Origin of the sequence: Streptococcus sp. UBA632 (genome assembly GCF_002300045.1) — a bacterium.
Classification (GTDB): domain Bacteria; phylum Bacillota; class Bacilli; order Lactobacillales; family Streptococcaceae; genus Streptococcus; species Streptococcus alactolyticus.
Map to the genome: position 1 here is coordinate 1 of NZ_DBPA01000006.1, position 20223 is coordinate 20223.

The window sequence follows — 20223 nt, forward strand, 5'->3', positions numbered from 1 at the left end:
TAAGGTATTGAGCTATTTAATTCAGTATTTAAATCAGGTACAGTTAACGTTGTTATATCAGTTGATGATGTTTGACTAAAGGTAACTGAGTTGTCGTTATTAATAGTGAAGTAGCTACCATCACTTGCCACCCACGTGCCATAAAGCGTTGAAAAGTCGCCGTCTAGGACACTTGCAATATCAATACCATTCGGATAATATCCTATTGCTCGGTATTGTGTTTCAGCTGTTATCCATTTATGCTCCGCAAGTCCAAACATTTCTAACGTGCCGTCAGCAGTAATACGATAGGTGATTTCTTCACCATCTGTTAAAGACCAGCCATAAAGCGTAGAATAGACTAGACCATCATCAGAAGCTGTTACTGTCACGTGGAAGTTAGCTGGTGAAACATTAAGTCCTTTTAAATTGATATAGGAAGCAATTACCCATTCTTCTACTTGGTCTGTCGTAAGTTGCGTTGTATCAACGCTAGAGCTAGTGCTTTCTTCTGTTTCCGTAGAGGAAGTTTCCTCACTAGAGCTAGATGTTTTACCTGATTGCAAGAAAGTATTACTAGCTTGTTTACGATTAGCTGTTTCACGTTCATTTGCTTGTTGGTGAATAACAAAAGCTCCTGCTCCTAGTGCTAAAACAAGTACCGTACCGATAACGATTTTAAGTTTTTTATGAACCATTTCCTAATCCTCCATGCCTCATTATAATAACCATTGTATATTTTTGATTTCTGATGAGATAAAGTGTAAAAATGATTTATAACTGTTTCATTTAAAGAATCTGCTATAAAAATACCAAACGTTGGTTTTTCCACCTGCATTTCCCCAATATGCCTACTTACAGGCTCTCCTTCCATTTCAAATTGTTTTTGACCTGTAGAAAGAGTAACCTCGATACCGATATTAAACTTTCCATAATCGCCAATTATGTCACTTTTCCCACCACCTGCTGTAGAAATAGGCATTCCTGAATCATCAACAGTAAAATTCCCCTTCACTTTTCCATGGTTAATCATAGTCATTGCTCGCCAGATATTCCATTCAAAGAAAGTAGGTCTCATACTTGCAGGCTCAATTTCTTTTTGACTAATAGCTTCAAAGGTCTGTAATATGTCTTCAATATCTTCCTTAGAACGCGCTTTTAATCTTAGTGTCTCGTCGTCTACTTTTTTTTGTTTTCTAAAGATTCGTTGCTGATTGAGTCTATGCTTAAGAACATAGATATCCTCTTTGTTATTACCAAAGCTACCGATACTCTCTAAAGTTTTTATTAAACTATCTTTATTATCGTTTAACAATATAGGCTCATGAGGATTAGAAATATACAAATCAAAGTCATTTCTATTCATATCAGTACAAACAATTTCTCTATCTACTTTTTTTAGAATATATTTGATTTCATCAATTCGTTCAGAACTTATTGTAAGTGTTCTTCCTTTACTGAATACTACAACACCTGTTGCTCTTAAGATACGAAAAATAGAATCTGTATAGTCTCCCCAATTCCTCAACTTCTTTTTCATATATTCTTCTGCGGTTTTCGTTTCAGTTTCTCTTGTCCTAAAGTCACCCAATTGGATAATGTCGTTATATAGTTCTTTAAAAACATTTAATTGTGTTTCATAATCAAACATTCTTAAAGATTTCTTTAGGCTTACGTTCCATCACACGTCGAAAGAAACCAAACTATGTAAAAGGAACAGCCAATAAAATCTTTCCAAACCTTCTGAATAGGGAATTTGATGTAAAAGAACCCAATAAAATATGGTGTACTGATTTTACATATTTAACTCGTCCAGATGGAACAATGCGTTACAATTGCACGATTATAGACCTTTGCGTTCGTGAAGTGGTTGCATCATTAAACAGCAGTCATATCGATACTGAATTGGCAAAGGAAACCTTGAAAATCGCACTAGAACGTCGAAAACCAGCAAAAGGAATTATCCTGCATTCTGATCAAGGGCGTCAATTTACCGCAAAAGAATTCAATAAATTTTGTGATAAAAACTATGTCCAACAAAGTATGAGCAAAGCAGGCTGTCCATATGACAATGCCGTTATGGAAAGATTCTACAATACGCTCAAACACGAATTCTATTATCTCTACAAGTTTGATTCAAATGACATTCTTGACCAAAAGCTCTATGAATTCGTTTATGGGAAATATAATCACGTAAGACCACATCGTGCAAACGGTGGACTTACACCTTATGCTGCACGATGTCGTGCAGCGTAAGAAATTTTATACACTAGTGTTACAAAAATGCTTGACTAGGTCAATGTTAATAGAAAAACTAAGTTTAAGTGGTAGGAATAATTTTGTAATTGTTTTTATAAAATCTAAAAATTGATATCATTATAAGTAAAATCATCCCTACTATAGATGCTTTTTCTAATATAGGATACGATCCCGAAAAGCCTTGGCTTGATTTAAGAAAATTATTGATTCCAAAATAAGCCCAGGCTATCGGTAAAGGGAATACAGCGTTTTTATTTTTTACGTTGACTAGAAATACAATCACTACAGCTACTATTAAGATTGTAAAAGCCCACAAAGTGTCAGATATTCCAAATCCATTCCAATTGAGTTTAACCAAAGTTGCAGATATGTTTACAACTGTTGCTATAAAAAGCCAACCGGCATATATTCCAAATGATAAAGGTATTATAAAATGCCCTTTAGATTTTATTGATAATAATTTTTCTAATATTAATGATAGCGAAAATAAAAAGGCAACAATAAAAATAACTGACAATTCTAATTGTAGATAAGAAAATGATATAATCCATAGTATGTTGAATAAACTGGAAAAGCGGAAGAGCGAAGTAATTCCATTTATAACGTTTTTATAGTAATCATTATCACTTCTAATTATCATTAAAATACATGATAAAATTACAAGAATATAAATTATGCTCCAAATACTGAATGTAGTTGGGCTTGGAGTTATCAGGGTCAAATATCTGTCAGATACCTCTTTTTGTGAATAGCCATTGATTAGGCCGAGGGCTCCGAGGGCATTTATTACAAGTGTTAAAAATAATAGTAATATATTTATAATTGCTTTTTTTCTTTCTTTCATTTTTATTCTCCTATTCATATATGTTTTGACCTAGTCAAGCATTTTTGTAACACTAGTGTATAAAATTTCTTACGCTGCACGACATCGTGCAGCATAAGGTGTAAGTCCACCGTTTGCACGATGTGGTCTTACGTGATTATATTTCCCATAAACGAATTCATAAAGCTTTTGGTCAAGAATGTCATTTGAATCAAACTTGTAGAGATAATAGAATTCGTGTTTGAGCGTATTGTAGAATCTTTCCATAACGGCATTGTCATTCGGATCATCTGTGATGCCTGATTTCTTATCGGTTTTAATCTGATACTGGTCCATAATCCATTCGATTGCTGAGCGTCCATTGACCATATATTCATAAGCTTTCTCAGGGATATTTTTAATGGTGATTTCGTTATTAAATACAATCGCAGAGCGGTCACCTTTTTTGATGAATTTCATCTTAGTAACCTTGTAAGAAGGCTGAGCAGAAAACTGAATCTCCACATCATCATAGACAGGTACTTCTTCATAGTTGAGGTGCAAGTCCATCAAAGCCTTACCAACTTCAACATACTTTTCTTTATGCTTAACAATCGGAATCCGAGCCAAGTCTTTCTTCAAGTCATTGGCATACTTTTCCTGATACTCACGAGAATTAAGTAGCCCATAGACATAAGCAAAGGTGCCATAAAAATCAAAAATATAATATCGATACGCTAGTCTTGTCATGTTTTCACCTATTCTCTCCTTATGATTGCGGTTTCATTTTTATTATAAAGAAAATAGCGGTTTTTGACTAGTTTATTGATCTTAGCCATTGCAAAGCGCATCGCTTTATTCTAAAATAGGAGTAATTCATCAATCAAAGGAGTTTCCATGTCTAGACACACCATTTATTTCCTATCTGCTGCTATCTTTTTAGCTTATGGCTTACTAGCAGACACACCCCGTAAAAGTACTTTTATCATTTTGGGCATTGCTTTTGCTATCATCGGTTGCTCATTTTATTTAAGAACACGAAACACTAAAAAGAAATAGACGATGCAGCACTTGACATCGTCTATTTCTTTGGTTACAATTTTAGTAAACCATATAATTAAGATAGGTTTACTATTTTTAAAAAGAAAGAGGTCTTTATGCCAAGTAACAGAGCATTAACCCTTGTTTTTCCCGCATTTGGAGCAGCTTTAATCGCTGTCCTGTCACAGATTACCATTCCAATTGGTACGGTACCTTTTACCTTGCAGACACTTGCCGTGGGGCTGGTAGCATCAACCTTTCGTTTTCGTGATGCCAGTTTGAGCATTCTTGTTTACTGGCTATTGGGGGCTATTGGCCTACCTGTATTTGCTGGGGGTGCTGGGGGGATTAGTGCTTTTGTCACTCCGACAGCTGGCTTTTTGTGGGGATTTATTGCTTATGCCTGCGTTACTTCTTACCTTTGTCAAAGACACTCGTCTTTAGCAGGTATTTTCATAAGCAATCTCCTTGGGGATGCCTTGGCATTTGTCTGTGGCGTTATAGGGCTGCATTTTCTAGCTGACATGACTTGGAAAGCTGCTTGGCTAACAGGTGTCCTGCCTTTCCTCCTTCCTGAATTAGGAAAAATAGTCGTTATTAGCCTCATCAGCCAAACTTTAAGACGCTCACTGCAACACTTACCATATTTTCAAGCAATCGAAAAAGGCTAGGATAAAAATCCCAGCCTTTTCTAAACATAATCACACATTTTATTGACGAAAAGCTTCAAGAATAATCTTGAATTCGTCATTGGTAAGGGTAATGCCTTTTCCCATTTTTTGATGGTCAGGACTCCATGAACGAATATCAAATTTAGGCTCTGCGCCATTAAAACTCACGCGATTAAGCTCTTTCGTCCATCCCTTATCGCTCTCAGACAAGGTAAGCAAGTGTTCAACAATTTCAAATTTAAATTCTGCCATAAAGGACCTCCTACTAATGATATTCGTAAAAACTTCAGCAAGGCGTGTTTCTTTTTCACCAAAAATGGTGTATAATCATTTTAACAATTTTTTAGGTAAAACACTATGAAAAATCTGATTCACGCATTAAAAAAATACACCAAAACCTATATGGACTTTCAAGGTCAGCCTAGAGATAACCAGCTGATTTTCCACAAGCTCTCTCAAACCATTCAAGAAGCGCATGAAAAACACTTGGCTTTGCATGCGATTTATGAGGAAAAAAGCTTTACTGGCGATTTGGTCAAATGGGACACTGCCCATAATAAATTGATTTTAAAAAATATTAAACACAACATTTCAGCGATTATTCCGATTGATGCGATAAAGCATCTGACTTTAGTGCCGCCAACAGTCAGACAATCACAAGAAAACCACAACCAAGAGAAAAGAACGACTTCGCTTTAGTCGTTCTTTTTTGCTATCTATTATGCTCTAATCGTTTTGCTAGACCCATCTTTTTGGTAAAGGTTAATCAACCCTTCCTTGCACGAGCGAATCATATCGCCTGGGCGTACTTCTTGTGGGACGGTAATGGTTAATAATTCCATTGGATTTGGGGCACGGTCAATTTTATTGCCGTCGGCGTCATGCAAATCTTTGATGGTGTTTTCAAAATGACGGAAACCTGGTCCGTAAAATTCGACCACATCTCCTTCAAGGATAACGTTACGTTGGCGAATGGTTGCTGTCATTGTTCCGGCATCAAATGACACAACTTCTCCAACAAATTTGTATTGTGGGATTTTGCGGCGAGCACCAAATAACTGCTCGTCTTCTGTTGGTGTTTTGTAATAAAAACCAGTTGCCAATTCACGCTGAGCGACTTTCCACAATTCGTCAATCAAATCATCTTTGATGGCTTCAAATTTTTCAGGACTTTCCAAATAAGCATCAACGGCTGCGCGGTAGCAGTTTGTAACGGTTGATACATAGTGGATTGATTTCATACGACCTTCAATTTTGAAGCTATCCACACCATTTTCAATCAAATCAGGAATGTGCTCAATCATGCACATATCCACAGCTGACATTGAAAATTCTTCTGGAATTTCGCCTTTTAGGCTGCGACGTTCTTGACCAAATGGCATATCGTAAAGGTCGTATTTCCAGCGGCAAGATTGTGAGCAGCCACCACGGTTAGCGTCACGGTGGCTCATGTGATTAGACAAAACACAACGCCCTGAATAACCGATACACATTGCCCCATGAACAAAGGCTTCAATTTCAAGGTCAGTGTGTTGGCGAATTTCTTCGATTTCGGCAATAGACACCTCGCGGGCTAAAACCACGCGCGTCACGCCAATTTCTTTCCAGAAAGCAAATGACTCATAGTTAGTGGTTGACGCTTGAGTTGATACGTGTACTTCTAATCCTGGTGCTTCTGTCAAGCAAATGACCATCAAGGCAGGGTCAGATACAATTACCGCATCCAAGCCCATATCGCGAAGTTCTCTAAACCATGCGCCTGCTCCTGCTTCATTGCCTTCGTGTGTGACCATGTTGGCTGCAACGTGGACGTTTACCCCACGTTCGTGAGCGTACTGAATCCCTTCACGGAGTTCATCCATGGTGAAATTTCCTGCACGGCTACGCAAACCATAAGCTTGACCACCGACAAAAACAGCGTCGGCACCGTAATCAACAGCAACTTTTAATTTTTCAAGTGTTCCAGCAGGTGCTAACACCTCTGGACGTTTTAATTTTTTTTGTGACATTCTGTAATTCCTATTTTCAAGATAGTAAATGTAGTGAGAAGATTAGTCTAAGACCAATTTCTCCGTAAAATGTAGTTGGGTTGTCTTGTCACGCCCTGAAATAGTAACTCAATCATGGCAAGACAACAGAGTTTGTATTATTTGACCTCTGACGGGTCAAAATCGTAAAAGCCAGTTCCAAGGCTGCGTCCTTTTGGATGCCATTGGCGAATGCTTTCATCCAGCAAGAAAGCTTTATCTTGTGTCAATTCGCCAGCCTCAACCAGTTTTTTCGCTTGAACAAAAATCTTAGCAATTTCAACAAAATTATGACCTGGACAATAGATACCATCTAATTTCCAGTGTGTGAAGCCGTGTTCTAGCAACTCTGGCAATTTAGGCATCATGTCGATATCGTCCGTATCAAAAATGTGTGTGCCGTGTTTGTCCTCAAAAATCGAATAGTGACTTTCTGGGTCAGCTGGTTCAGCTAAGAACAAGCCACGTTCACGCGTTTTTTCATCATCAATATGCGTGAAATTGTAGTAGTTTTGCAACAAAGGGCGTTTTGAATGGTGAATAACCGTTGCACCATACATGAGAATTTCTGCTGGGTAACGGAGGTTTTCAGACATTTTAAACAACTCCGCAGACGGAATTTCCCTTGCTAACACGATTTCACTGGCACCGTGATCACCCCAGAAATTGGCTTGACGGCTTGATGTAACAAAGACGGACACATCGTAAATCATTTTGAAATGATAGCCTTCGTGCTGGTTGATGTAGTAAATCCCAGCGTCGCCTGATACCAAGTAATCCACTTTGATTTCTTTCAAAAAGTCAAGGTAAGGGCGAACAGCCACCATCATGTCTTGGTGCATCAAGGCATTGCAAGCAATGACAATTTCTTTACCTGCCTCGTGAACAAGCCCTGCAATCTCACGCAATTCATCGTAAGTGAAATTATGGGGAAGACGTAAGCCAAAATTTTCCTCTCCCACGTAAATGCGGTCAACACCAGCCTCTAAGAGCTCTTTAACCTGCTCGATAGATTCTGCCGTCGCAGTAATAATTATTTTTTCCATAATGTTTTAATTATACCACTCCTATAACGATTAGTCATAATAATTTATCCAAATCCCAATGGCAAAAAATCCCTTCTTTGCGGTTGAAAAGTCGATAAATCAAAGATTGCTTCCTAAAAAGAGCAACAACTATTTTAAACATATTTTGAAACATTAGTCAAGTTTTGGAAAAAGATGACAAAGCTTTCATTTTATGTTATGATAGCTAGGTAATTAGAGGAGAGGGATATGCCGACACCATTAAAACAACATCATGAGCCGAACGAGGATTTGCAGCAAAAGCAAAACTCTAGCCCAAAATTTAAAACCTTTCAGTATATAGACCATGAGAATGAACGTTTTCAAGAATTGGTTTTCTTTGCACGTATCGCATCTTTTGCCGTTTTAACGGTTATTGTGTCATTCTTTTTACTTGCTTTGCATTTAGCTCCTCTTTGGTCATTCTTATTTGCCTCTCTTATTAGCCTAGCGACCATTGTAGGGGTGCCGCGCATGATTCGGTCTATCAAAAACAGAACAAAAGAATAAAAAAACTCCCTGAGCGCTGATGTTCAAGTTCTCTTGACCAGCTATCTCAGGAGTTTTTTAATGAACCAAAAGGCCTAGGCCTTTTTTAGTTGGCTTTATCTTCGTCTGCTTCAGCTGATGAATCAGCTTTTGCTTCTTCTTCAGGGTCCACTTTCACTTTTACAGGTTCATCGTCAGATGATGTTTCAGCATCTGTGTCTTCTTGTGATTTTGGATCGTAGTTGATGATGATGTCATCGACTTCAGCACCTGTTTTATCATGATGAGCTGCTTCTGTTTCTTCAACGGCTTTTGATACTTTAGAAGCGACTTCTGATACTTTTTCACCTGTGTATTCTGCTACGGCTTGTCCTTTTTCTTTAACAGCTCCCAAGATATCTTCTGTGGTCAATTCACCAGATTCTAATTTTTGTTTGTAATCGTTAAAGGTATCAACGGCCAAATCTGTGTATTCAGTCGCTTTGTCTTTTGCTTTTTGGTTGTATTTTGTTGGGTCTTCTTTGTAAGCATCGTAAGCTTTTTTCGCTTTTTGTTGCAATTCTTTACCTTTTTCAGATGTCAAGAAATACGCAACAGCTGCACCAGAAGCGATACCGACAATAACATTCTTCAATAGTTTACTCATGATTCTTCTCCTCTTCTTTGAAATAATTTGGTAGCTGCTCTACCAATGGCAAGGGCAGTACTGGCTTTTGTGACTGTTGATGATGCCTGAGAAGCTCTCTGCGTTAAATGGCGAACTTGTCCATTTAAATCAGACACCGTCTCAGATAAATCAGCAACCGCTACAAATAATGGATTGATGGTTGTTACCTTACCATTGACATCTTCGACCAAAACATTAGCTTTAGCCAACAATTCATTGGTCTGATAGAGTGTCACATTGACATCACTGGTCAAGACAGTAATGGTTTGTTTGGTTTCATCAATAGTTTCATTGATCGCATCTACTGTCCGATACAATTTAATGCCAATTGGTATCAAAACACCAACTAATATAGCAAATGCAATAGCAATAATTAAAAGTGCTACTTCTAACATTTCTTCTCCTAACTGACTTTCTATGCTTCTTGATAATAAGGAATATCTTTTTGATGACATCTGCGCCATACCATGAAAAAGAGTCCTACGATTACTAAAATAGCAGACAACCACTGCGATACACGCATGCCAAAGAACATCAAACTATCTGTTCGCATGCCTTCTATCACGAAACGACCGCAACCGTACCAAATCAGATAGAAGAAAGTAATGTCCCCCCGTTTTAAGAAATGTGGTTGGCGTCTGACACTCAGGATAAGGATAAAGCCAAGCAGGTTCCAGACTGATTCGTATAAGAAAGTTGGCACCCGATAAGCCCCATCAATATACATTTGGTGTTGGATAAAATTGGGAAGGTAATTCAAATGACTGACTATCTTTCCGTAAGCTTCTTGATTGACGAAATTTCCCCACCTCCCTATAGCTTGGGCTATCATAACACCAGGAGCGGCAATGTCCAAGAAATCCAGCGGATTGATGGCACGATAGTAAGAAAACACAAAAAGCACAATCGCACCTGTAATCAAACCACCGTAAATCGCTAATCCACCGTGCCAAATGGCAAACACTTCACTTGGCGGCTGGCTGGCATAATACGACCAGTCAAAAACAACGTAGTAGAGTCGTGCGCCGATAATGGCTAGAGGAAAGGCGATTAAGATGAAATCCAAGATAGCGTCTGGCAAAATATGCCGTCTAGGTGCCTCTCGCATGGCTAAATAGACAGCAAGAAGCATTCCTAAAACGATACAGATGGCATACCAATGAATACTGAACGGTCCTAACTGAAGAGCAATGGGATTTATCATTCGTTCTCCTCATTTTGACTAATCAGCTTGCTCAAACGCTCTTCAAAGGTCTTGGTCGCATCAAATCCCATTTGTTTGGCACGGTAATTCATAGCGGCAGCTTCGATAACAACTGATACGTTACGACCTGTTTTAACAGGAATACGCACGCGCGGGATTTTAACGCCTGACAATTCAATTTCTTCATTGCCATTACCAAGACGGTCAAAGACCTTGCCTGACTCAAAGTTTTCTAGGTAGATGACCAATTGGACTTGTGATGACCCTTTAACGGCACTAGCACCATACAGACTCATCACGTCGATGATACCAACACCTCTGATTTCTAGCAAGTGCCTTAAAATCTCAGCTGGCTCACCCCACAAGGTTTCTTCATCTTTGGCAAAGACGTCAACACGGTCATCCGCAACCAAACGGTGACCACGTTTGACCAATTCAAGACCTGTTTCACTTTTTCCAATACCTGAATCCCCTTGAATCAAGACACCCATGCCGTAGATATCCATAAGCACGCCATGCACGCTGGTTCTTTCAGCAAGGCAAGAATCCAAGTACCAAGACATTTCACCTGACAAGCGACTGGTTGAGATGTGACTTTGCAAAATCGCAATGCCTTTTTCCTTAGCAGCAGCCAACATTTCCTCAGGAACTTCTAATTTGCGCGCTACGATGATAGCTGGCGTTTCAGGCTTAATCATCTCCGTCAAGACTTGGTAACGGTTGTGCGAGGTCATCTTCATGAGATAGGTCCACTCTTTCATCCCCAACAATTGCAAACGTTCGGGAGAGTAGTAATCAAAATACCCCGTCATTTCAAGACCTGGTCTTGAAATGTCAGCCGTTGTAATTTCCTTGGCCAAGAGTTCATCATTACCATAGACAACTTTTAGCTTGACCTTGTCCACTAACATTTTGACAGTAACAGTCATGTTTTCATACCTGGAACACTTTTTTGCGAAAACACAACACTTTTTTTCAATCCCAGCGATTTTGAACGGTTAGGGCTGGGAGCTGCGCTTTTCGTTCGTGTTCCACCCTTTTTCCTTTTCTTTTTATTATATCACAATCACCTCTAAAAGTAAGCGATGACACTTATATTTACCAAAAATGGACTAAGTCAGTCCCACGCTAGTAGAAACCGCCTTAGCCCATCTGTTTATCAGGTGAGGGGATTACCAAATCCAATCGTCGTCATTATCCTCGTCAATCACCTCAGCGTCCTTGCGCCGACGTGGACCCGTTCTCACATCATTTTGTGTCATGTCTTCTTTGTAGGGAAGAAAGATGGCTAAAAGGATGTATAGTACAAGACCAAAGCCATAAAAATAAATGAGCAAAGCGGTCAACACACGTGTCAAAGGCAAGTCCCAACCGAACTTATCGGCAATTCCGGAACAAACCCCACTAACCATCTTGTTTTCACGCTTTTTATAGAGTACTGATTTCATCTCTTCACTTCCTCTCTACTCTACTACAATCATTATATAACACTTTCAACAAAATAAAATCAGCCCTACGACTGATTTTATTTTTTATGGGTTGGACATAAGTATTAATCTTTATTTAGAAATATCATTTTACTTTCATATATCCAGAAATTCCTTGTGAGGCAAGAGGTGTCCCATCTTCAGCATTCATGATTAAATATGGTGTATCGTTATAATTATAGCCATTTTCAGTTGCCCAAGTATAGAATTTTCCGTTTTTAAAACTCAAGAGAGCATCTGCCATTCTTTGAACCTCACTTTCAGGTTCGTACTTAAAATCTTGTAACACATTAACATTTACCGTAGAGTTATCCCCAGTTACTGTAAAAGTATAACCTACATCTGCATAGTTAGCATCTAGTTGTTGTTTTAGATATTCAGCAAATTGTTTACCAGCTTCGGTATCAAATTTCTTGAATTCTTCAGACGAAGAACTACTTTCGGTTGTACTACTAGAACTTGAGGAAGAAGTTGAAGATTCAACTGTGGAAGAACTAGAAGACGTTGAAATGGTGGTAGAAACAGATGAAACTTGACTAGCTACGGTCTGAGTTGTGGTTGTTTCTTCCAAAACCACCAAGCAGCTACTAAACCAATAAGGGTCAGCCCAACAAAAATATCTTCCATTAAATCCTCCTTAAGCTTTTAATGTGGTTCATTATTTGCACATGAAATTCTCATTTTATCATAAGCAACTTGCCTTGACAACGGCCGCAGCGGTATTTTTGGGTGTTGATACGGCGCTTTCGGTGGTAGTCTTGTCCACATTGTTGGCAGCGGTAATGGTTGGCAGGAGCATTTTGTGAGAGGGAGGGGGCATAGCGCAGGCCATCGACGGCTTTTAGCAAGTCTTTGAAATCAGCATCAGCGTGTTTATAGCCTTTTCCAGCAAAATACAGGTGGTAATGGCAAAGTTCGTGCCGAACGATTTTCCGAAAAACATCTAAGCCAAAAGTATCGTAGATTTTGGGGTTAAAGTCCAAATGACCGTCAGCGGGGAAAAAGCGGCCGCCACTGCTTCTGAGCTTGGTGTTCCAAACGGCAACATGGTTAAAAGACTTGCCAAAATCTTCTTGCGACACGGCTTTGACAAAATCAGTCAAGTTCACGCAAATCTACCAAAGAAAGATTGATTTTGCCACGTTCTTTGTCGATTTTTGACACCCAAACGGTGACGATATCGCCAACGGAAACGACTTGACTTGGGTGGCTGACAAAGGATTTGCTCATTTGCGAAATGTGAATCAAACCGTCATCGTGCAAACCAATATCCACAAAGGCCCCGAAATCCACAACGTTGCGAACGGTTCCTTCTAATTTTTGACCGATTTCAAGGTCAGAAATATCCAAAATGTCCTGACGCAAGACAGGTGCCTCAAAATCATCACGCAAGTCACGACCTGGTTTTAAGAGGTCGGCGATAATGTCCTTGAGCGTTTCTTGCCCAATGCCAATCGTTTCTGCCATTGATGGTACTGAAACGGCTTGGAGTTTGGCTTTGGCTGACTCATCCAAATCTGTAATGTTCAATTCTTGCAACAAACGTTCAACAGCCTTGTAAGACTCTGGGTGAACCCCTGTATTGTCAAGGATATTGTCAGCCCCTGGGATACGCAAGAAACCAGCCGCTTGTTCAAAGGCCTTGGCTCCCAAGCGAGGGACTTTTTTGATTTCCTCACGTGAGGTGATACGTCCGTGTTCGTCACGGTATTTCACGATATTTTCTGAAATGGTTTTGTTCAAACCTGAAACGTGGGCCAACAAGGCTGGGCTTGCAGTATTGATGTTAACACCGACTTGGTTAACCACGGTATCCACCACAAAATCAAGGTTTTCAGCCAATTTTTTCTGACTAACATCGTGCTGGTATTGCCCAACACCGATAGATTTAGGGTCAATTTTCACCAGTTCTGCCAAAGGGTCTTGCAGACGACGGGCAATGGAAATGGCAGAGCGTTTTTCAACGGTCAAATCAGGAAATTCGTGGCGAGCCAATTCTGACGCTGAATACACAGAAGCTCCGCTTTCATTGACAATCACGTAAGACACTTCAGGGAAGTCTTTCAAAACTTGTGCCACAAAAGCTTCGCTTTCACGGCTGGCTGTCCCATTTCCAATGGCGATGATTTCAATGCCATAAGTGCGAATGAGGTCTGCTAAGTCCTGTTTTGATTGGTCAATCTTAGCTTGGCTGGCTGGTGGAACGGGGTAAATCACTTGAGTCGTCAGCAATTTCCCTGTTTGGTCCACCACGGCTAATTTGGCACCTGTACGAAAGGCAGGGTCAAACCCAAGCACCATTTTGCCTTTAAGAGGTGACACGAGTAAGAGGTGACGCAAGTTTTCTGAAAAGAGTTGGATAGCCCCATCCTCCGCGCCTTCAGTTAACTCATTGTGAACACGACGCTCCATGGCTGGAAGGATTTTTTTCTTGATGGTTTTGGCAATGACATCATCAATGTAGGCATTTTTTTGTTTGAAACGTGCCCCCATGAAACGAATCATTTTATCCACATTATGCTCAAAGCCGACTTTCAAAATACCAAGTTTTTCCCCACGATTGAGGGCAAGAATGCGGTAGCCTTGAATTTTCGCAACTTTTTCTGAAAAATCATAGTAGATTTGGAAAGTCTTGTTATCGTCAGCTGCTTCGTCTTTGACGCTTGAAACAATCGAACTATAAGACCAAATCTCATTGTAAACCCACGAACGTACTTGATTGTCCTCTGAAAAAGCTTCGATGAGGATATCACAAGCCCCTGCAAGCGCCTTGGCGGGTGTGTCAAAACCTTCTGTCAAAAAGGCTTTGGCTTCTTCTTCCAAGGACGGTTTGTTTTGCAAAATCAAGCGAGCCAAAGGAAATAGCCCTGCTTCTCTCGCAATCGTTGCCTTGGTACGGCGTTTTTCTTTGTAAGGGAGATACAATTCTTCAACATCAGCCAATTTTTCAGCCTGTTCAATAGCTGTTTTCAATTCTGGTGTTAATTTCCCTTGTTCGTCAATTTTAGCGAGAACAGTGGCTTTGCGTTCTGCTAAAGCCGTCATGCTCTTATCCAAATCAATAATGGTTTTAATTTGGACTTCATCTAAGTTACCAGTCATTTCTTTACGGTAACGTGCAATAAAAGGAATGGTATTGCCTTCGCTAGTTAATTCCAAAACTTTGGCAATCTGCCCTTCCTTGATACCCATTTCTTGGGCAATAGGTGTGATGTTTTCATTTTTCATAGTAGATTTATTATATCACAAAGTCCTAAAAAAGCCCCTAAGACTTTTGAACAAGCGGGGCAACTCCATTTTTGTGCTATTTAAGGTTTGATAGTATAATAGGGGGTGATTATTTTAGAAACGAGGTTTTTCTCATTATGGCAATTACACACAAACGACAAGACGATTTGGAAAGTATGTTTTCCAACTTTGCTAGTTTGCCAAAGGTTTCCAGTGACCCTGAAAAAGACAAGGCACAAGATGACAAAAAAGACAAGAAAGTGACTGATTAATCTTATGGCTATCTTTAATCAGTTACCAACCAGCGTTCTGCAATGGTTTGCGATTTTCATCTCCATTATCATTGAGGCGCTGCCTTTTGTCTTGTTGGGAACGATTTTGTCGGGATTTATTGAAGTTTACATCACACCTGATTTGGTGCAGCGTTTTTTGCCCCGCAATCGTTTCTTACGCATCTTGTTTGGAACCTTTATTGGTTTTATTTTTCCCTCGTGTGAATGTGGGATTGTGCCCATCATTACGCGCTTTTTAGAGAAAAAAGTACCGAGTTACACCGCTGTTCCTTTCTTGGCAACAGCACCTATCATCAACCCCATCGTCCTCTTTGCCACTTATTCGGCTTTTGGAAATAGCTGGCGCTTTTTATGGCTGAGGTTGCTGGGGGCCATTATCGTTGCCTTGACGCTTGGTATCATGCTTGGTTTTGTGGTAGATGAAAACATCCTCAAAGCCAATGCCAAACCAACGCATTTCCACGATTATTCTGGCGAAACCTGGTACCGCAAAATTTTCCTCGCCCTAGCTCACGCGATTGATGAATTTTTCGACACTGGGCGCTACTTGGTTTTTGGGACCTTGGTAGCCTCAGGAATGCAAATTTATTTGCCAACACGTCTGTTGACACAAATTGGGGGCAATGCTTTGACGGCAATTTTAGTCATGATGCTACTGGCTTTCATCTTGTCCCTTTGTAGCGAGGCGGATGCCTTTATCGGAGCATCTCTACTGTCCACTTTTGGAACGGCACCTATTTTAGCCTTTCTCTTGATTGGACCTATGGTGGATATCAAAAACCTCATGATGATGCTGCATTCTTTCAAAACCTCTTTTATCATCCAATTTATTAGCGTTTCAACAGCAATTATCATTGTTTATTGTTTGGTGGTGGGGGTAATAGCATGATTCGTTTTATCATTCTTGTGGGGTATTTTGAATTGTCCATGTACCTCCAACTCTCAGGAAAATTGGACCAATACATCAATACTCACTACGCTTATTTAGCCTATATTTCCATGGTGCTTTCCTTTGTTTTAGCCATTGTCCAGCTGGTCATTTGGGTGAAAAATATGAAGCTCCACAGTCATTTGCAGGGCAAATTGGCCAAATTCGCTAGTCCTATTATTTTAGCTATTCCTGTTTTGGTTGGTTTGTTGATTCCGACAGTCACCCTTGATTCGACAACGGTATCTGCCAAGGGTTACCATTTTCCCCTAGCGGCTGGCTCTGCTGGTACAGTCAGCGAGGACGGCACCACCGTTCAATACCTCAAACCTGATACCAGCTTGTATTTCACCTCATCTGCTTATAAAAAAGAAATGCAAAAGGAATTAAAACAATACGAGGGTACAGGACCGGTTAAAATCACGACGGATAACTACATGGAAGTCATGGAACTTATCTACGTCTATCCTGACGCCTTCACGGGACGCGAAATCACCTACACAGGCTTTGTTTACAACGAGCCTGGACACGAGGGGTATCAATTCTTATTCCGCTTTGGTATCATTCACTGTATTGCTGACTCTGGTGTTTATGGCTTATTGACAACAGGTAACGACACGAGTTACCCAAATAACACGTGGATTACAGCCACAGGTACTATCAGCCTTGAGTACAATCAAACGCTTGAGCAGACCTTGCCTGTTTTACACATTACCGAGATGAAAAAGACAAACGAACCTAAGAATCCTTATGTTTACCGCGTCTTTTAACGAAAAATTCCTACAACTAAGGTTGTAGGAATTTTTTTTGTTCTTCTTAGATAATGCCTTCCAAAAGACCACGCATGAAGTCTTCTGAATCAAATTCACCGATGTCATCGATTTTTTCACCAAAACCAATGAGTTTAACAGGAATATCTAATTCTTGACGAATGGCAAGAACAACACCACCCTTGGCTGTTCCGTCAATCTTGGTTAGGATAAGCCCCGTCAAAGGTGTGATTTTTGAAAATTCTTTGGCTTGGCTGAGAGCATTTTGACCTGTTGAGGCATCAAGAGCCAACAAGGTTTCATGCGGCGCATCAGGAACCACACGCTTGATAATACGCCCTATTTTTTCAAGCTCAGCCATGAGGTTGTCTTTGTTTTGCAGACGTCCTGCCGTGTCAATCATAAGAATATCAACGTTTTCAGCGACAGCTTTTTCCATACCGTCAAAGACGACTGAGGCTGGGTCAGCTTTTTCAGGTCCTGTGATAACTGGCACGTCCACTCGATGTCCCCACTCAACCAACTGAGCCACCGCACCTGCACGGAACGTATCCGCGGCAACCAGCATGACTTTTTTGCCTTCTTGCTTGTATTTATAAGCTAATTTCCCGATAGAAGTGGTCTTTCCGACACCATTAACACCGACAAAGAGCATAACGGTCAAACCGTCTTGGAAATTGATTTTTTCATTAAAGACGCCATCTTTTTCGTAAATATCAACCAATTTTTCAATGATGACACGTTTTAAATCATCAGCTTTCTTGGCATTTTCCAATTTTGCCTCATAACGCAACTCTTCCGTAAGCTGGGTTGCCACATTGACACCCACGTCAGACAAAATCAGCATTTCTTCCAATTCTTCAAAGAATTCCTCGTCCACTCGGCGGAAATTGGCCAGAAAGGCATTCAAACGCGCGCTGAAACCAGTACGGGTTTTCTTAAGGCTGCGGTTGTATTTTTCTTCTTCCGTTTCAACAGGCTCTGCCACCACTTCAGGTTCTGCTTCTGGCTCTTCTTGACGTGTGCTGATTGGCTCAAATGAGATGCTTTCGCCACGTTCCAAGGCTTCCTTAGCTGCAGCTTTTTTAGCGTAATAATCCGCCATGACATTTGAAAAATGCGGGTCAGCTTCTGCTGCATTTTCAGAAAGATCTTCTGATGAGTCAGAAGTCATCTTTTCAGCAACTTCTTCAGTTGATTCAGAAATGACTTCTTTTGTTTCTGAAAGTTCCTCAGAAGGTTCTGAAACCATTTCTTCGTTTTCCGCAAGGGTTTCCACAGTTTCCTCAAAATCTGCTGAATTATCCTCATCTTCCGTGATTTCAACAGTTTCTAAGATAGTTTCAGCTGGGGTAGAATCCGTTTCTTCTGTTTCTTCCACTGCTTCGTCTTGTGTGTCTTCTGTTGTTGAGGTGAGGTCAGAGGCTTCTGTGCTTGTTTCTTCTGTTTTTCCTTCCTCAGGGGTGTCAGTCACCTCCTCGGTTTCCACAACAGTTTCCTCAACATGCTTGCCTTCAACTTCCTCGTCTTTTCGTCGATTTCTAAATAAACGGTCAAATAATCCCATATTCTATTACCAAAGGCAACAGAGCCGATGCCCTATCGCTTCCTTTCTATTTACGCCTTTAAAATGTATTCTTCGATAGTTTCTGCAACACCTGATTCTTCATTGGTGCGGGTGGTTGTGTGGTTTGCGATGGCTTTGACTTTAGGAACAGCATTAGCCATGGCAACACCTAGGCCAGCCCATTTAAGCATGGAAAGATCATTTTCCTCATCCCCCATAGCCATCACTTGTTCAGGCAAGAAGCCTAGATGATCAATCAATTGCTGCAAGCCCGCTGCTTTGTGAACGCCTTTTGGCATCATTTCCAAAATAATCTCACGTGATTTAAAGATTTCAAATGCCTCATACAAGTCTTTTGGCAGCTGCAAAATTTGCTTATCCAAAAATTCAGGATCGGTCACGCTGACCACCTTGTTGTAAATAACATCTTTTGGAATCTCATCAAAACTATCTAACTCCACAAAGGTAAGTTTTGGGTTGGCCTGCGGGTAATGAGAATGATTGCCCTGACTAGGAAGACTGTACACGATGCCATCACTAAGCACGTCAAAAGGCAAACCTAGAGGTTCCAAGGCCCCATGCAAACGCCGCAATTGGTCGCGTGTCAGTTGGCTTTTATCCAAAATCTTCCCATTGGTTTTTTGCACCAAACCGCCGTTGAAGGTGATGATGTAATCCTCATCTGATATTAAATCCAATTCGTCCAACAAATCCTCAACAGCTTTTAAGGGGCGACCTGTTGTGATGACAACTTTTACCCCCTTGTCACGTGCTGCACGCAAGGCTTGTTTATTTTCCTCTGACACCACCTTTTGACTGTCAAAAAGCGTGCCATCCAAGTCCAAAGCCAATAATTTTATCTCTGTCATGGTTTAGCCAACCTTTCCATGTAAGTCATGACAACCTCTTCATCACAATCTCCGATGACTTCATCCGAGATGTTTTTGATTTCTGGGCGGGCATTTTGTGTGGCGATGGCTGTGCCAGCAAATCCCATCATTTCAAAATCGTTGAGGTTATCTCCAAAGGCAAGCACTTCACTGCTATCAATCTCAAAAGCTTGGCAAAGGGCTTCCAGACCCGTGCGTTTGTTGACACGACTATCTATGATATCCACCGATTTAAACCCTGTGGTAACAGCTCGCGCAAAATCCACTCGTTGATTAAACCAAGCCTCACCTTGACGCACCGTATCACCTGAAAAATTCGCCGTTACTTTCAAAATAGCATCTTCTATGTGTGCTAGATTTGGCACACGTTGAACATTTTCATAATAGTGGCTAATGAAGTGAGCGTATTCATCGCTCGCTTTTTGGTGCAAATACGCTCCTTTTTCGCCTGATAACAAAAAATCGTAGCCTGACAGGTAGGGATTTTCCAATAAAGTATCAATTATGTCCAAATAAGCTGGCTTGCTGAGGCCTGATTCAAAGATAATAGAACCATCAGCCTTGACCAAGGTACCATTTTCAGCGATGAAAGCCATCTGATGATGGTAATCCGCAAACATTTTTTCCAAAGCCAAAAGTGGACGACCACTGGCTGCCGCAAATAAAATCCCTTTTTGAGCAAAATCATCTAAAACAGCACGCAACCTTGCCTTATCAAAAGAACCTTGTCGGTTTAAAAACGTACCGTCCATATCTGTTGCTACTAACTTTATCATTATTACACTCCTAAAGAATCGTATAAGCCTATTTTATCAAAAAACACTCTAATTTTCTTGTGAATACAGCATTCTTTTAAA

26 protein-coding genes are annotated in these 20223 nt (G+C 40.4%); 8 read left to right on the plus strand and 18 right to left on the minus strand.

The window, feature by feature from the left end; all coding sequences use genetic code 11:
- Both B3473_RS00285 and B3473_RS00290 read right to left on the minus strand, forming a co-directional pair.
- Positions 1–677 (minus strand): DUF6287 domain-containing protein (locus B3473_RS00285; protein WP_293650752.1); only part of this gene is annotated, 677 nt, incomplete at its 3' end.
- Positions 629–1630, minus strand: coding sequence for an AlwI family type II restriction endonuclease (locus tag B3473_RS00290; RefSeq protein ID WP_264879585.1), 1002 nt, complete (start codon positions 1628–1630; stop codon positions 629–631). The genes B3473_RS00290 and B3473_RS00285, both read right to left, overlap by 49 nt.
- On the opposite strand from B3473_RS00290, the gene B3473_RS00295 reads away from it, so the two are divergent.
- Positions 1612–2235 (plus strand): IS3 family transposase, encoded by a 624-nt coding sequence (locus tag B3473_RS00295; protein ID WP_264879584.1) that lies wholly within the window; start codon positions 1612–1614, stop codon positions 2233–2235. The genes B3473_RS00290 and B3473_RS00295 overlap by 19 nt on opposite strands.
- A 64-nt stretch (positions 2236–2299) precedes the next feature.
- On the opposite strand, the gene B3473_RS00300 is transcribed toward B3473_RS00295, so the two are convergent.
- Together B3473_RS00300 and B3473_RS00305 are read right to left on the minus strand one after the other, a co-directional pair.
- Positions 2300–3082: a tryptophan-rich sensory protein gene (locus B3473_RS00300; protein ID WP_167510345.1), complete on the minus strand. Its 783-nt coding sequence runs from the start codon at positions 3080–3082 to the stop codon at positions 2300–2302.
- A gap of 69 nt (positions 3083–3151) precedes the next feature.
- The gene (locus B3473_RS00305) at positions 3152–3790 is read right to left on the minus strand and encodes a type ISP restriction/modification enzyme (protein WP_373875643.1); all 639 of its coding nucleotides are present in this window, start codon (positions 3788–3790) and stop codon (positions 3152–3154) included.
- Positions 3791–3937: 147 nt separating this feature from the next.
- Between B3473_RS00305 and B3473_RS00310 the strand changes: the two genes are divergently transcribed.
- Together B3473_RS00310 and B3473_RS00315 are read left to right on the plus strand one after the other, a co-directional pair.
- Positions 3938–4099 (plus strand): hypothetical protein, encoded by a 162-nt coding sequence (locus tag B3473_RS00310; protein WP_235281157.1) that lies wholly within the window; start codon positions 3938–3940, stop codon positions 4097–4099.
- Between the two features lie 98 nt (positions 4100–4197).
- Positions 4198–4752 carry a biotin transporter BioY gene (locus B3473_RS00315; RefSeq protein ID WP_293650770.1) on the plus strand — a complete coding sequence of 185 codons (555 nt, stop codon included), beginning with the start codon at positions 4198–4200 and terminating at the stop codon, positions 4750–4752.
- Between the two features lie 39 nt (positions 4753–4791).
- Here B3473_RS00315 and B3473_RS00320 read toward each other — a convergent pair whose 3' ends face one another.
- Positions 4792–5004, minus strand: a complete 213-nt coding sequence (locus B3473_RS00320; protein WP_154454164.1) for a YdbC family protein — start codon at positions 5002–5004, stop codon at positions 4792–4794.
- A 105-nt stretch (positions 5005–5109) separates the two neighbouring features.
- On the opposite strand from B3473_RS00320, the gene B3473_RS00325 reads away from it, so the two are divergent.
- Complete coding sequence (locus B3473_RS00325; RefSeq protein ID WP_293650774.1) at positions 5110–5451, plus strand: hypothetical protein; 342 nt, start codon at positions 5110–5112, stop codon at positions 5449–5451.
- A 20-nt stretch (positions 5452–5471) separates the two neighbouring features.
- Here B3473_RS00325 and B3473_RS00330 read toward each other — a convergent pair whose 3' ends face one another.
- Entirely contained in the window at positions 5472–6761 is a 1290-nt protein-coding gene (locus B3473_RS00330) for a peptidase U32 family protein (protein WP_154455036.1), read from the minus strand.
- A 137-nt stretch (positions 6762–6898) separates the two neighbouring features.
- Complete coding sequence (locus B3473_RS00335; RefSeq protein ID WP_154455035.1) at positions 6899–7825, minus strand: peptidase U32 family protein; 927 nt, start codon at positions 7823–7825, stop codon at positions 6899–6901.
- A gap of 228 nt (positions 7826–8053) precedes the next feature.
- On the opposite strand from B3473_RS00335, the gene B3473_RS00340 reads away from it, so the two are divergent.
- On the plus strand, positions 8054–8353 hold the full coding sequence (locus B3473_RS00340; RefSeq protein ID WP_154455034.1) for a DUF3270 domain-containing protein: 300 nt from the start codon (positions 8054–8056) through the stop codon (positions 8351–8353).
- A gap of 85 nt (positions 8354–8438) precedes the next feature.
- Here B3473_RS00340 and B3473_RS00345 read toward each other — a convergent pair whose 3' ends face one another.
- From B3473_RS00345 to B3473_RS00380, 8 genes are all read right to left on the minus strand, one after another.
- Positions 8439–8978 carry a YtxH domain-containing protein gene (locus tag B3473_RS00345; protein ID WP_154455033.1) on the minus strand — a complete coding sequence of 180 codons (540 nt, stop codon included), beginning with the start codon at positions 8976–8978 and terminating at the stop codon, positions 8439–8441.
- Complete coding sequence (locus B3473_RS00350) at positions 8975–9394, minus strand: DUF948 domain-containing protein (RefSeq protein WP_154455032.1); 420 nt, start codon at positions 9392–9394, stop codon at positions 8975–8977. The genes B3473_RS00345 and B3473_RS00350 overlap by 4 nt, the downstream gene beginning before the upstream one ends.
- Before the next feature lie 20 nt (positions 9395–9414).
- Positions 9415–10203: a prolipoprotein diacylglyceryl transferase gene (lgt, locus tag B3473_RS00355; RefSeq protein WP_269725545.1), complete on the minus strand. Its 789-nt coding sequence runs from the start codon at positions 10201–10203 to the stop codon at positions 9415–9417.
- Positions 10200–11132, minus strand: coding sequence for an HPr(Ser) kinase/phosphatase (gene hprK / locus B3473_RS00360; protein ID WP_154455030.1), 933 nt, complete (start codon positions 11130–11132; stop codon positions 10200–10202). Before hprK ends, lgt begins: the two co-directional genes overlap by 4 nt.
- A 243-nt stretch (positions 11133–11375) precedes the next feature.
- Positions 11376–11651: a PspC domain-containing protein gene (locus B3473_RS00365; protein ID WP_168260510.1), complete on the minus strand. Its 276-nt coding sequence runs from the start codon at positions 11649–11651 to the stop codon at positions 11376–11378.
- Positions 11652–11775: 124 nt separating this feature from the next.
- Complete coding sequence (locus B3473_RS00370; RefSeq protein WP_154455028.1) at positions 11776–12261, minus strand: hypothetical protein; 486 nt, start codon at positions 12259–12261, stop codon at positions 11776–11778.
- A 106-nt stretch (positions 12262–12367) separates the two neighbouring features.
- The gene (locus B3473_RS00375) at positions 12368–12799 is read right to left on the minus strand and encodes a SprT family protein (protein WP_167829299.1); all 432 of its coding nucleotides are present in this window, start codon (positions 12797–12799) and stop codon (positions 12368–12370) included.
- Complete coding sequence (locus B3473_RS00380) at positions 12786–14918, minus strand: Tex family protein (RefSeq protein WP_154455027.1); 2133 nt, start codon at positions 14916–14918, stop codon at positions 12786–12788. The genes B3473_RS00375 and B3473_RS00380 overlap by 14 nt, the downstream gene beginning before the upstream one ends.
- Before the next feature lie 137 nt (positions 14919–15055).
- Here B3473_RS00380 and B3473_RS00385 point away from each other — a divergent pair, with 137 nt between their 5' ends.
- The 3 genes from B3473_RS00385 to B3473_RS00395 are packed head-to-tail and all read left to right on the plus strand — an operon-like array spanning position 15056 to position 16909.
- Positions 15056–15190 carry an SPJ_0845 family protein gene (locus B3473_RS00385; RefSeq protein ID WP_154455026.1) on the plus strand — a complete coding sequence of 45 codons (135 nt, stop codon included), beginning with the start codon at positions 15056–15058 and terminating at the stop codon, positions 15188–15190.
- A 4-nt stretch (positions 15191–15194) separates the two neighbouring features.
- Positions 15195–16100 carry a permease gene (locus tag B3473_RS00390; protein ID WP_154455025.1) on the plus strand — a complete coding sequence of 302 codons (906 nt, stop codon included), beginning with the start codon at positions 15195–15197 and terminating at the stop codon, positions 16098–16100.
- Entirely contained in the window at positions 16097–16909 is an 813-nt protein-coding gene (locus B3473_RS00395; RefSeq protein ID WP_154455024.1) for a TIGR03943 family putative permease subunit, read from the plus strand. The genes B3473_RS00390 and B3473_RS00395 overlap by 4 nt, the downstream gene beginning before the upstream one ends.
- Before the next feature lie 46 nt (positions 16910–16955).
- Here the strand turns inward: B3473_RS00395 and ftsY are convergent, their stop codons facing one another.
- From ftsY to B3473_RS00410, 3 genes are read right to left on the minus strand one after another with little or no spacing between them, the layout of a single operon-like run.
- Positions 16956–18476 carry a signal recognition particle-docking protein FtsY gene (gene ftsY / locus B3473_RS00400; RefSeq protein WP_293650804.1) on the minus strand — a complete coding sequence of 507 codons (1521 nt, stop codon included), beginning with the start codon at positions 18474–18476 and terminating at the stop codon, positions 16956–16958.
- A gap of 50 nt (positions 18477–18526) precedes the next feature.
- A complete protein-coding gene (locus B3473_RS00405) occupies positions 18527–19345 on the minus strand; it encodes a Cof-type HAD-IIB family hydrolase (RefSeq protein WP_269725548.1) in 819 nt (272 codons plus the stop codon).
- Positions 19342–20142, minus strand: coding sequence for a Cof-type HAD-IIB family hydrolase (locus tag B3473_RS00410; RefSeq protein WP_154455021.1), 801 nt, complete (start codon positions 20140–20142; stop codon positions 19342–19344). The genes B3473_RS00405 and B3473_RS00410 overlap by 4 nt, the downstream gene beginning before the upstream one ends.
- Between the last annotated feature and the right edge of the window lie 81 nt (positions 20143–20223).

Excerpts from the sequence above, each read along its gene's own strand:
- B3473_RS00290 (WP_264879585.1), bottom strand. The coding sequence starts at position 1,630 with ATGTTTGATTATGAAACACAATTAAATGTTTTTAAAGAACTATATAAC.
- B3473_RS00300 (WP_167510345.1), bottom strand. The coding sequence starts at position 3,082 with ATGAAAGAAAGAAAAAAAGCAATTATAAATATATTACTATTATTTTTA.
- B3473_RS00305 (WP_373875643.1), bottom strand. The coding sequence starts at position 3,790 with ATGACAAGACTAGCGTATCGATATTATATTTTTGATTTTTATGGCACC.
- B3473_RS00310 (WP_235281157.1), top strand. The coding sequence starts at position 3,938 with ATGTCTAGACACACCATTTATTTCCTATCTGCTGCTATCTTTTTAGCT.
- B3473_RS00315 (WP_293650770.1), top strand. The coding sequence starts at position 4,198 with ATGCCAAGTAACAGAGCATTAACCCTTGTTTTTCCCGCATTTGGAGCA.
- B3473_RS00320 (WP_154454164.1), bottom strand. The coding sequence starts at position 5,004 with ATGGCAGAATTTAAATTTGAAATTGTTGAACACTTGCTTACCTTGTCT.
- B3473_RS00325 (WP_293650774.1), top strand. The coding sequence starts at position 5,110 with ATGAAAAATCTGATTCACGCATTAAAAAAATACACCAAAACCTATATG.
- B3473_RS00330 (WP_154455036.1), bottom strand. The coding sequence starts at position 6,761 with ATGTCACAAAAAAAATTAAAACGTCCAGAGGTGTTAGCACCTGCTGGA.
- B3473_RS00335 (WP_154455035.1), bottom strand. The coding sequence starts at position 7,825 with ATGGAAAAAATAATTATTACTGCGACGGCAGAATCTATCGAGCAGGTT.
- B3473_RS00340 (WP_154455034.1), top strand. The coding sequence starts at position 8,054 with ATGCCGACACCATTAAAACAACATCATGAGCCGAACGAGGATTTGCAG.
- B3473_RS00345 (WP_154455033.1), bottom strand. The coding sequence starts at position 8,978 with ATGAGTAAACTATTGAAGAATGTTATTGTCGGTATCGCTTCTGGTGCA.
- B3473_RS00350 (WP_154455032.1), bottom strand. The coding sequence starts at position 9,394 with ATGTTAGAAGTAGCACTTTTAATTATTGCTATTGCATTTGCTATATTA.
- lgt (WP_269725545.1), bottom strand. The coding sequence starts at position 10,203 with ATGATAAATCCCATTGCTCTTCAGTTAGGACCGTTCAGTATTCATTGG.
- hprK (WP_154455030.1), bottom strand. The coding sequence starts at position 11,132 with ATGACTGTTACTGTCAAAATGTTAGTGGACAAGGTCAAGCTAAAAGTT.
- B3473_RS00365 (WP_168260510.1), bottom strand. The coding sequence starts at position 11,651 with ATGAAATCAGTACTCTATAAAAAGCGTGAAAACAAGATGGTTAGTGGG.
- B3473_RS00380 (WP_154455027.1), bottom strand. The coding sequence starts at position 14,918 with ATGAAAAATGAAAACATCACACCTATTGCCCAAGAAATGGGTATCAAG.
- B3473_RS00385 (WP_154455026.1), top strand. The coding sequence starts at position 15,056 with ATGGCAATTACACACAAACGACAAGACGATTTGGAAAGTATGTTTTCC.
- B3473_RS00390 (WP_154455025.1), top strand. The coding sequence starts at position 15,195 with ATGGCTATCTTTAATCAGTTACCAACCAGCGTTCTGCAATGGTTTGCG.
- B3473_RS00395 (WP_154455024.1), top strand. The coding sequence starts at position 16,097 with ATGATTCGTTTTATCATTCTTGTGGGGTATTTTGAATTGTCCATGTAC.
- ftsY (WP_293650804.1), bottom strand. The coding sequence starts at position 18,476 with ATGGGATTATTTGACCGTTTATTTAGAAATCGACGAAAAGACGAGGAA.
- B3473_RS00405 (WP_269725548.1), bottom strand. The coding sequence starts at position 19,345 with ATGACAGAGATAAAATTATTGGCTTTGGACTTGGATGGCACGCTTTTT.
- B3473_RS00410 (WP_154455021.1), bottom strand. The coding sequence starts at position 20,142 with ATGATAAAGTTAGTAGCAACAGATATGGACGGTACGTTTTTAAACCGA.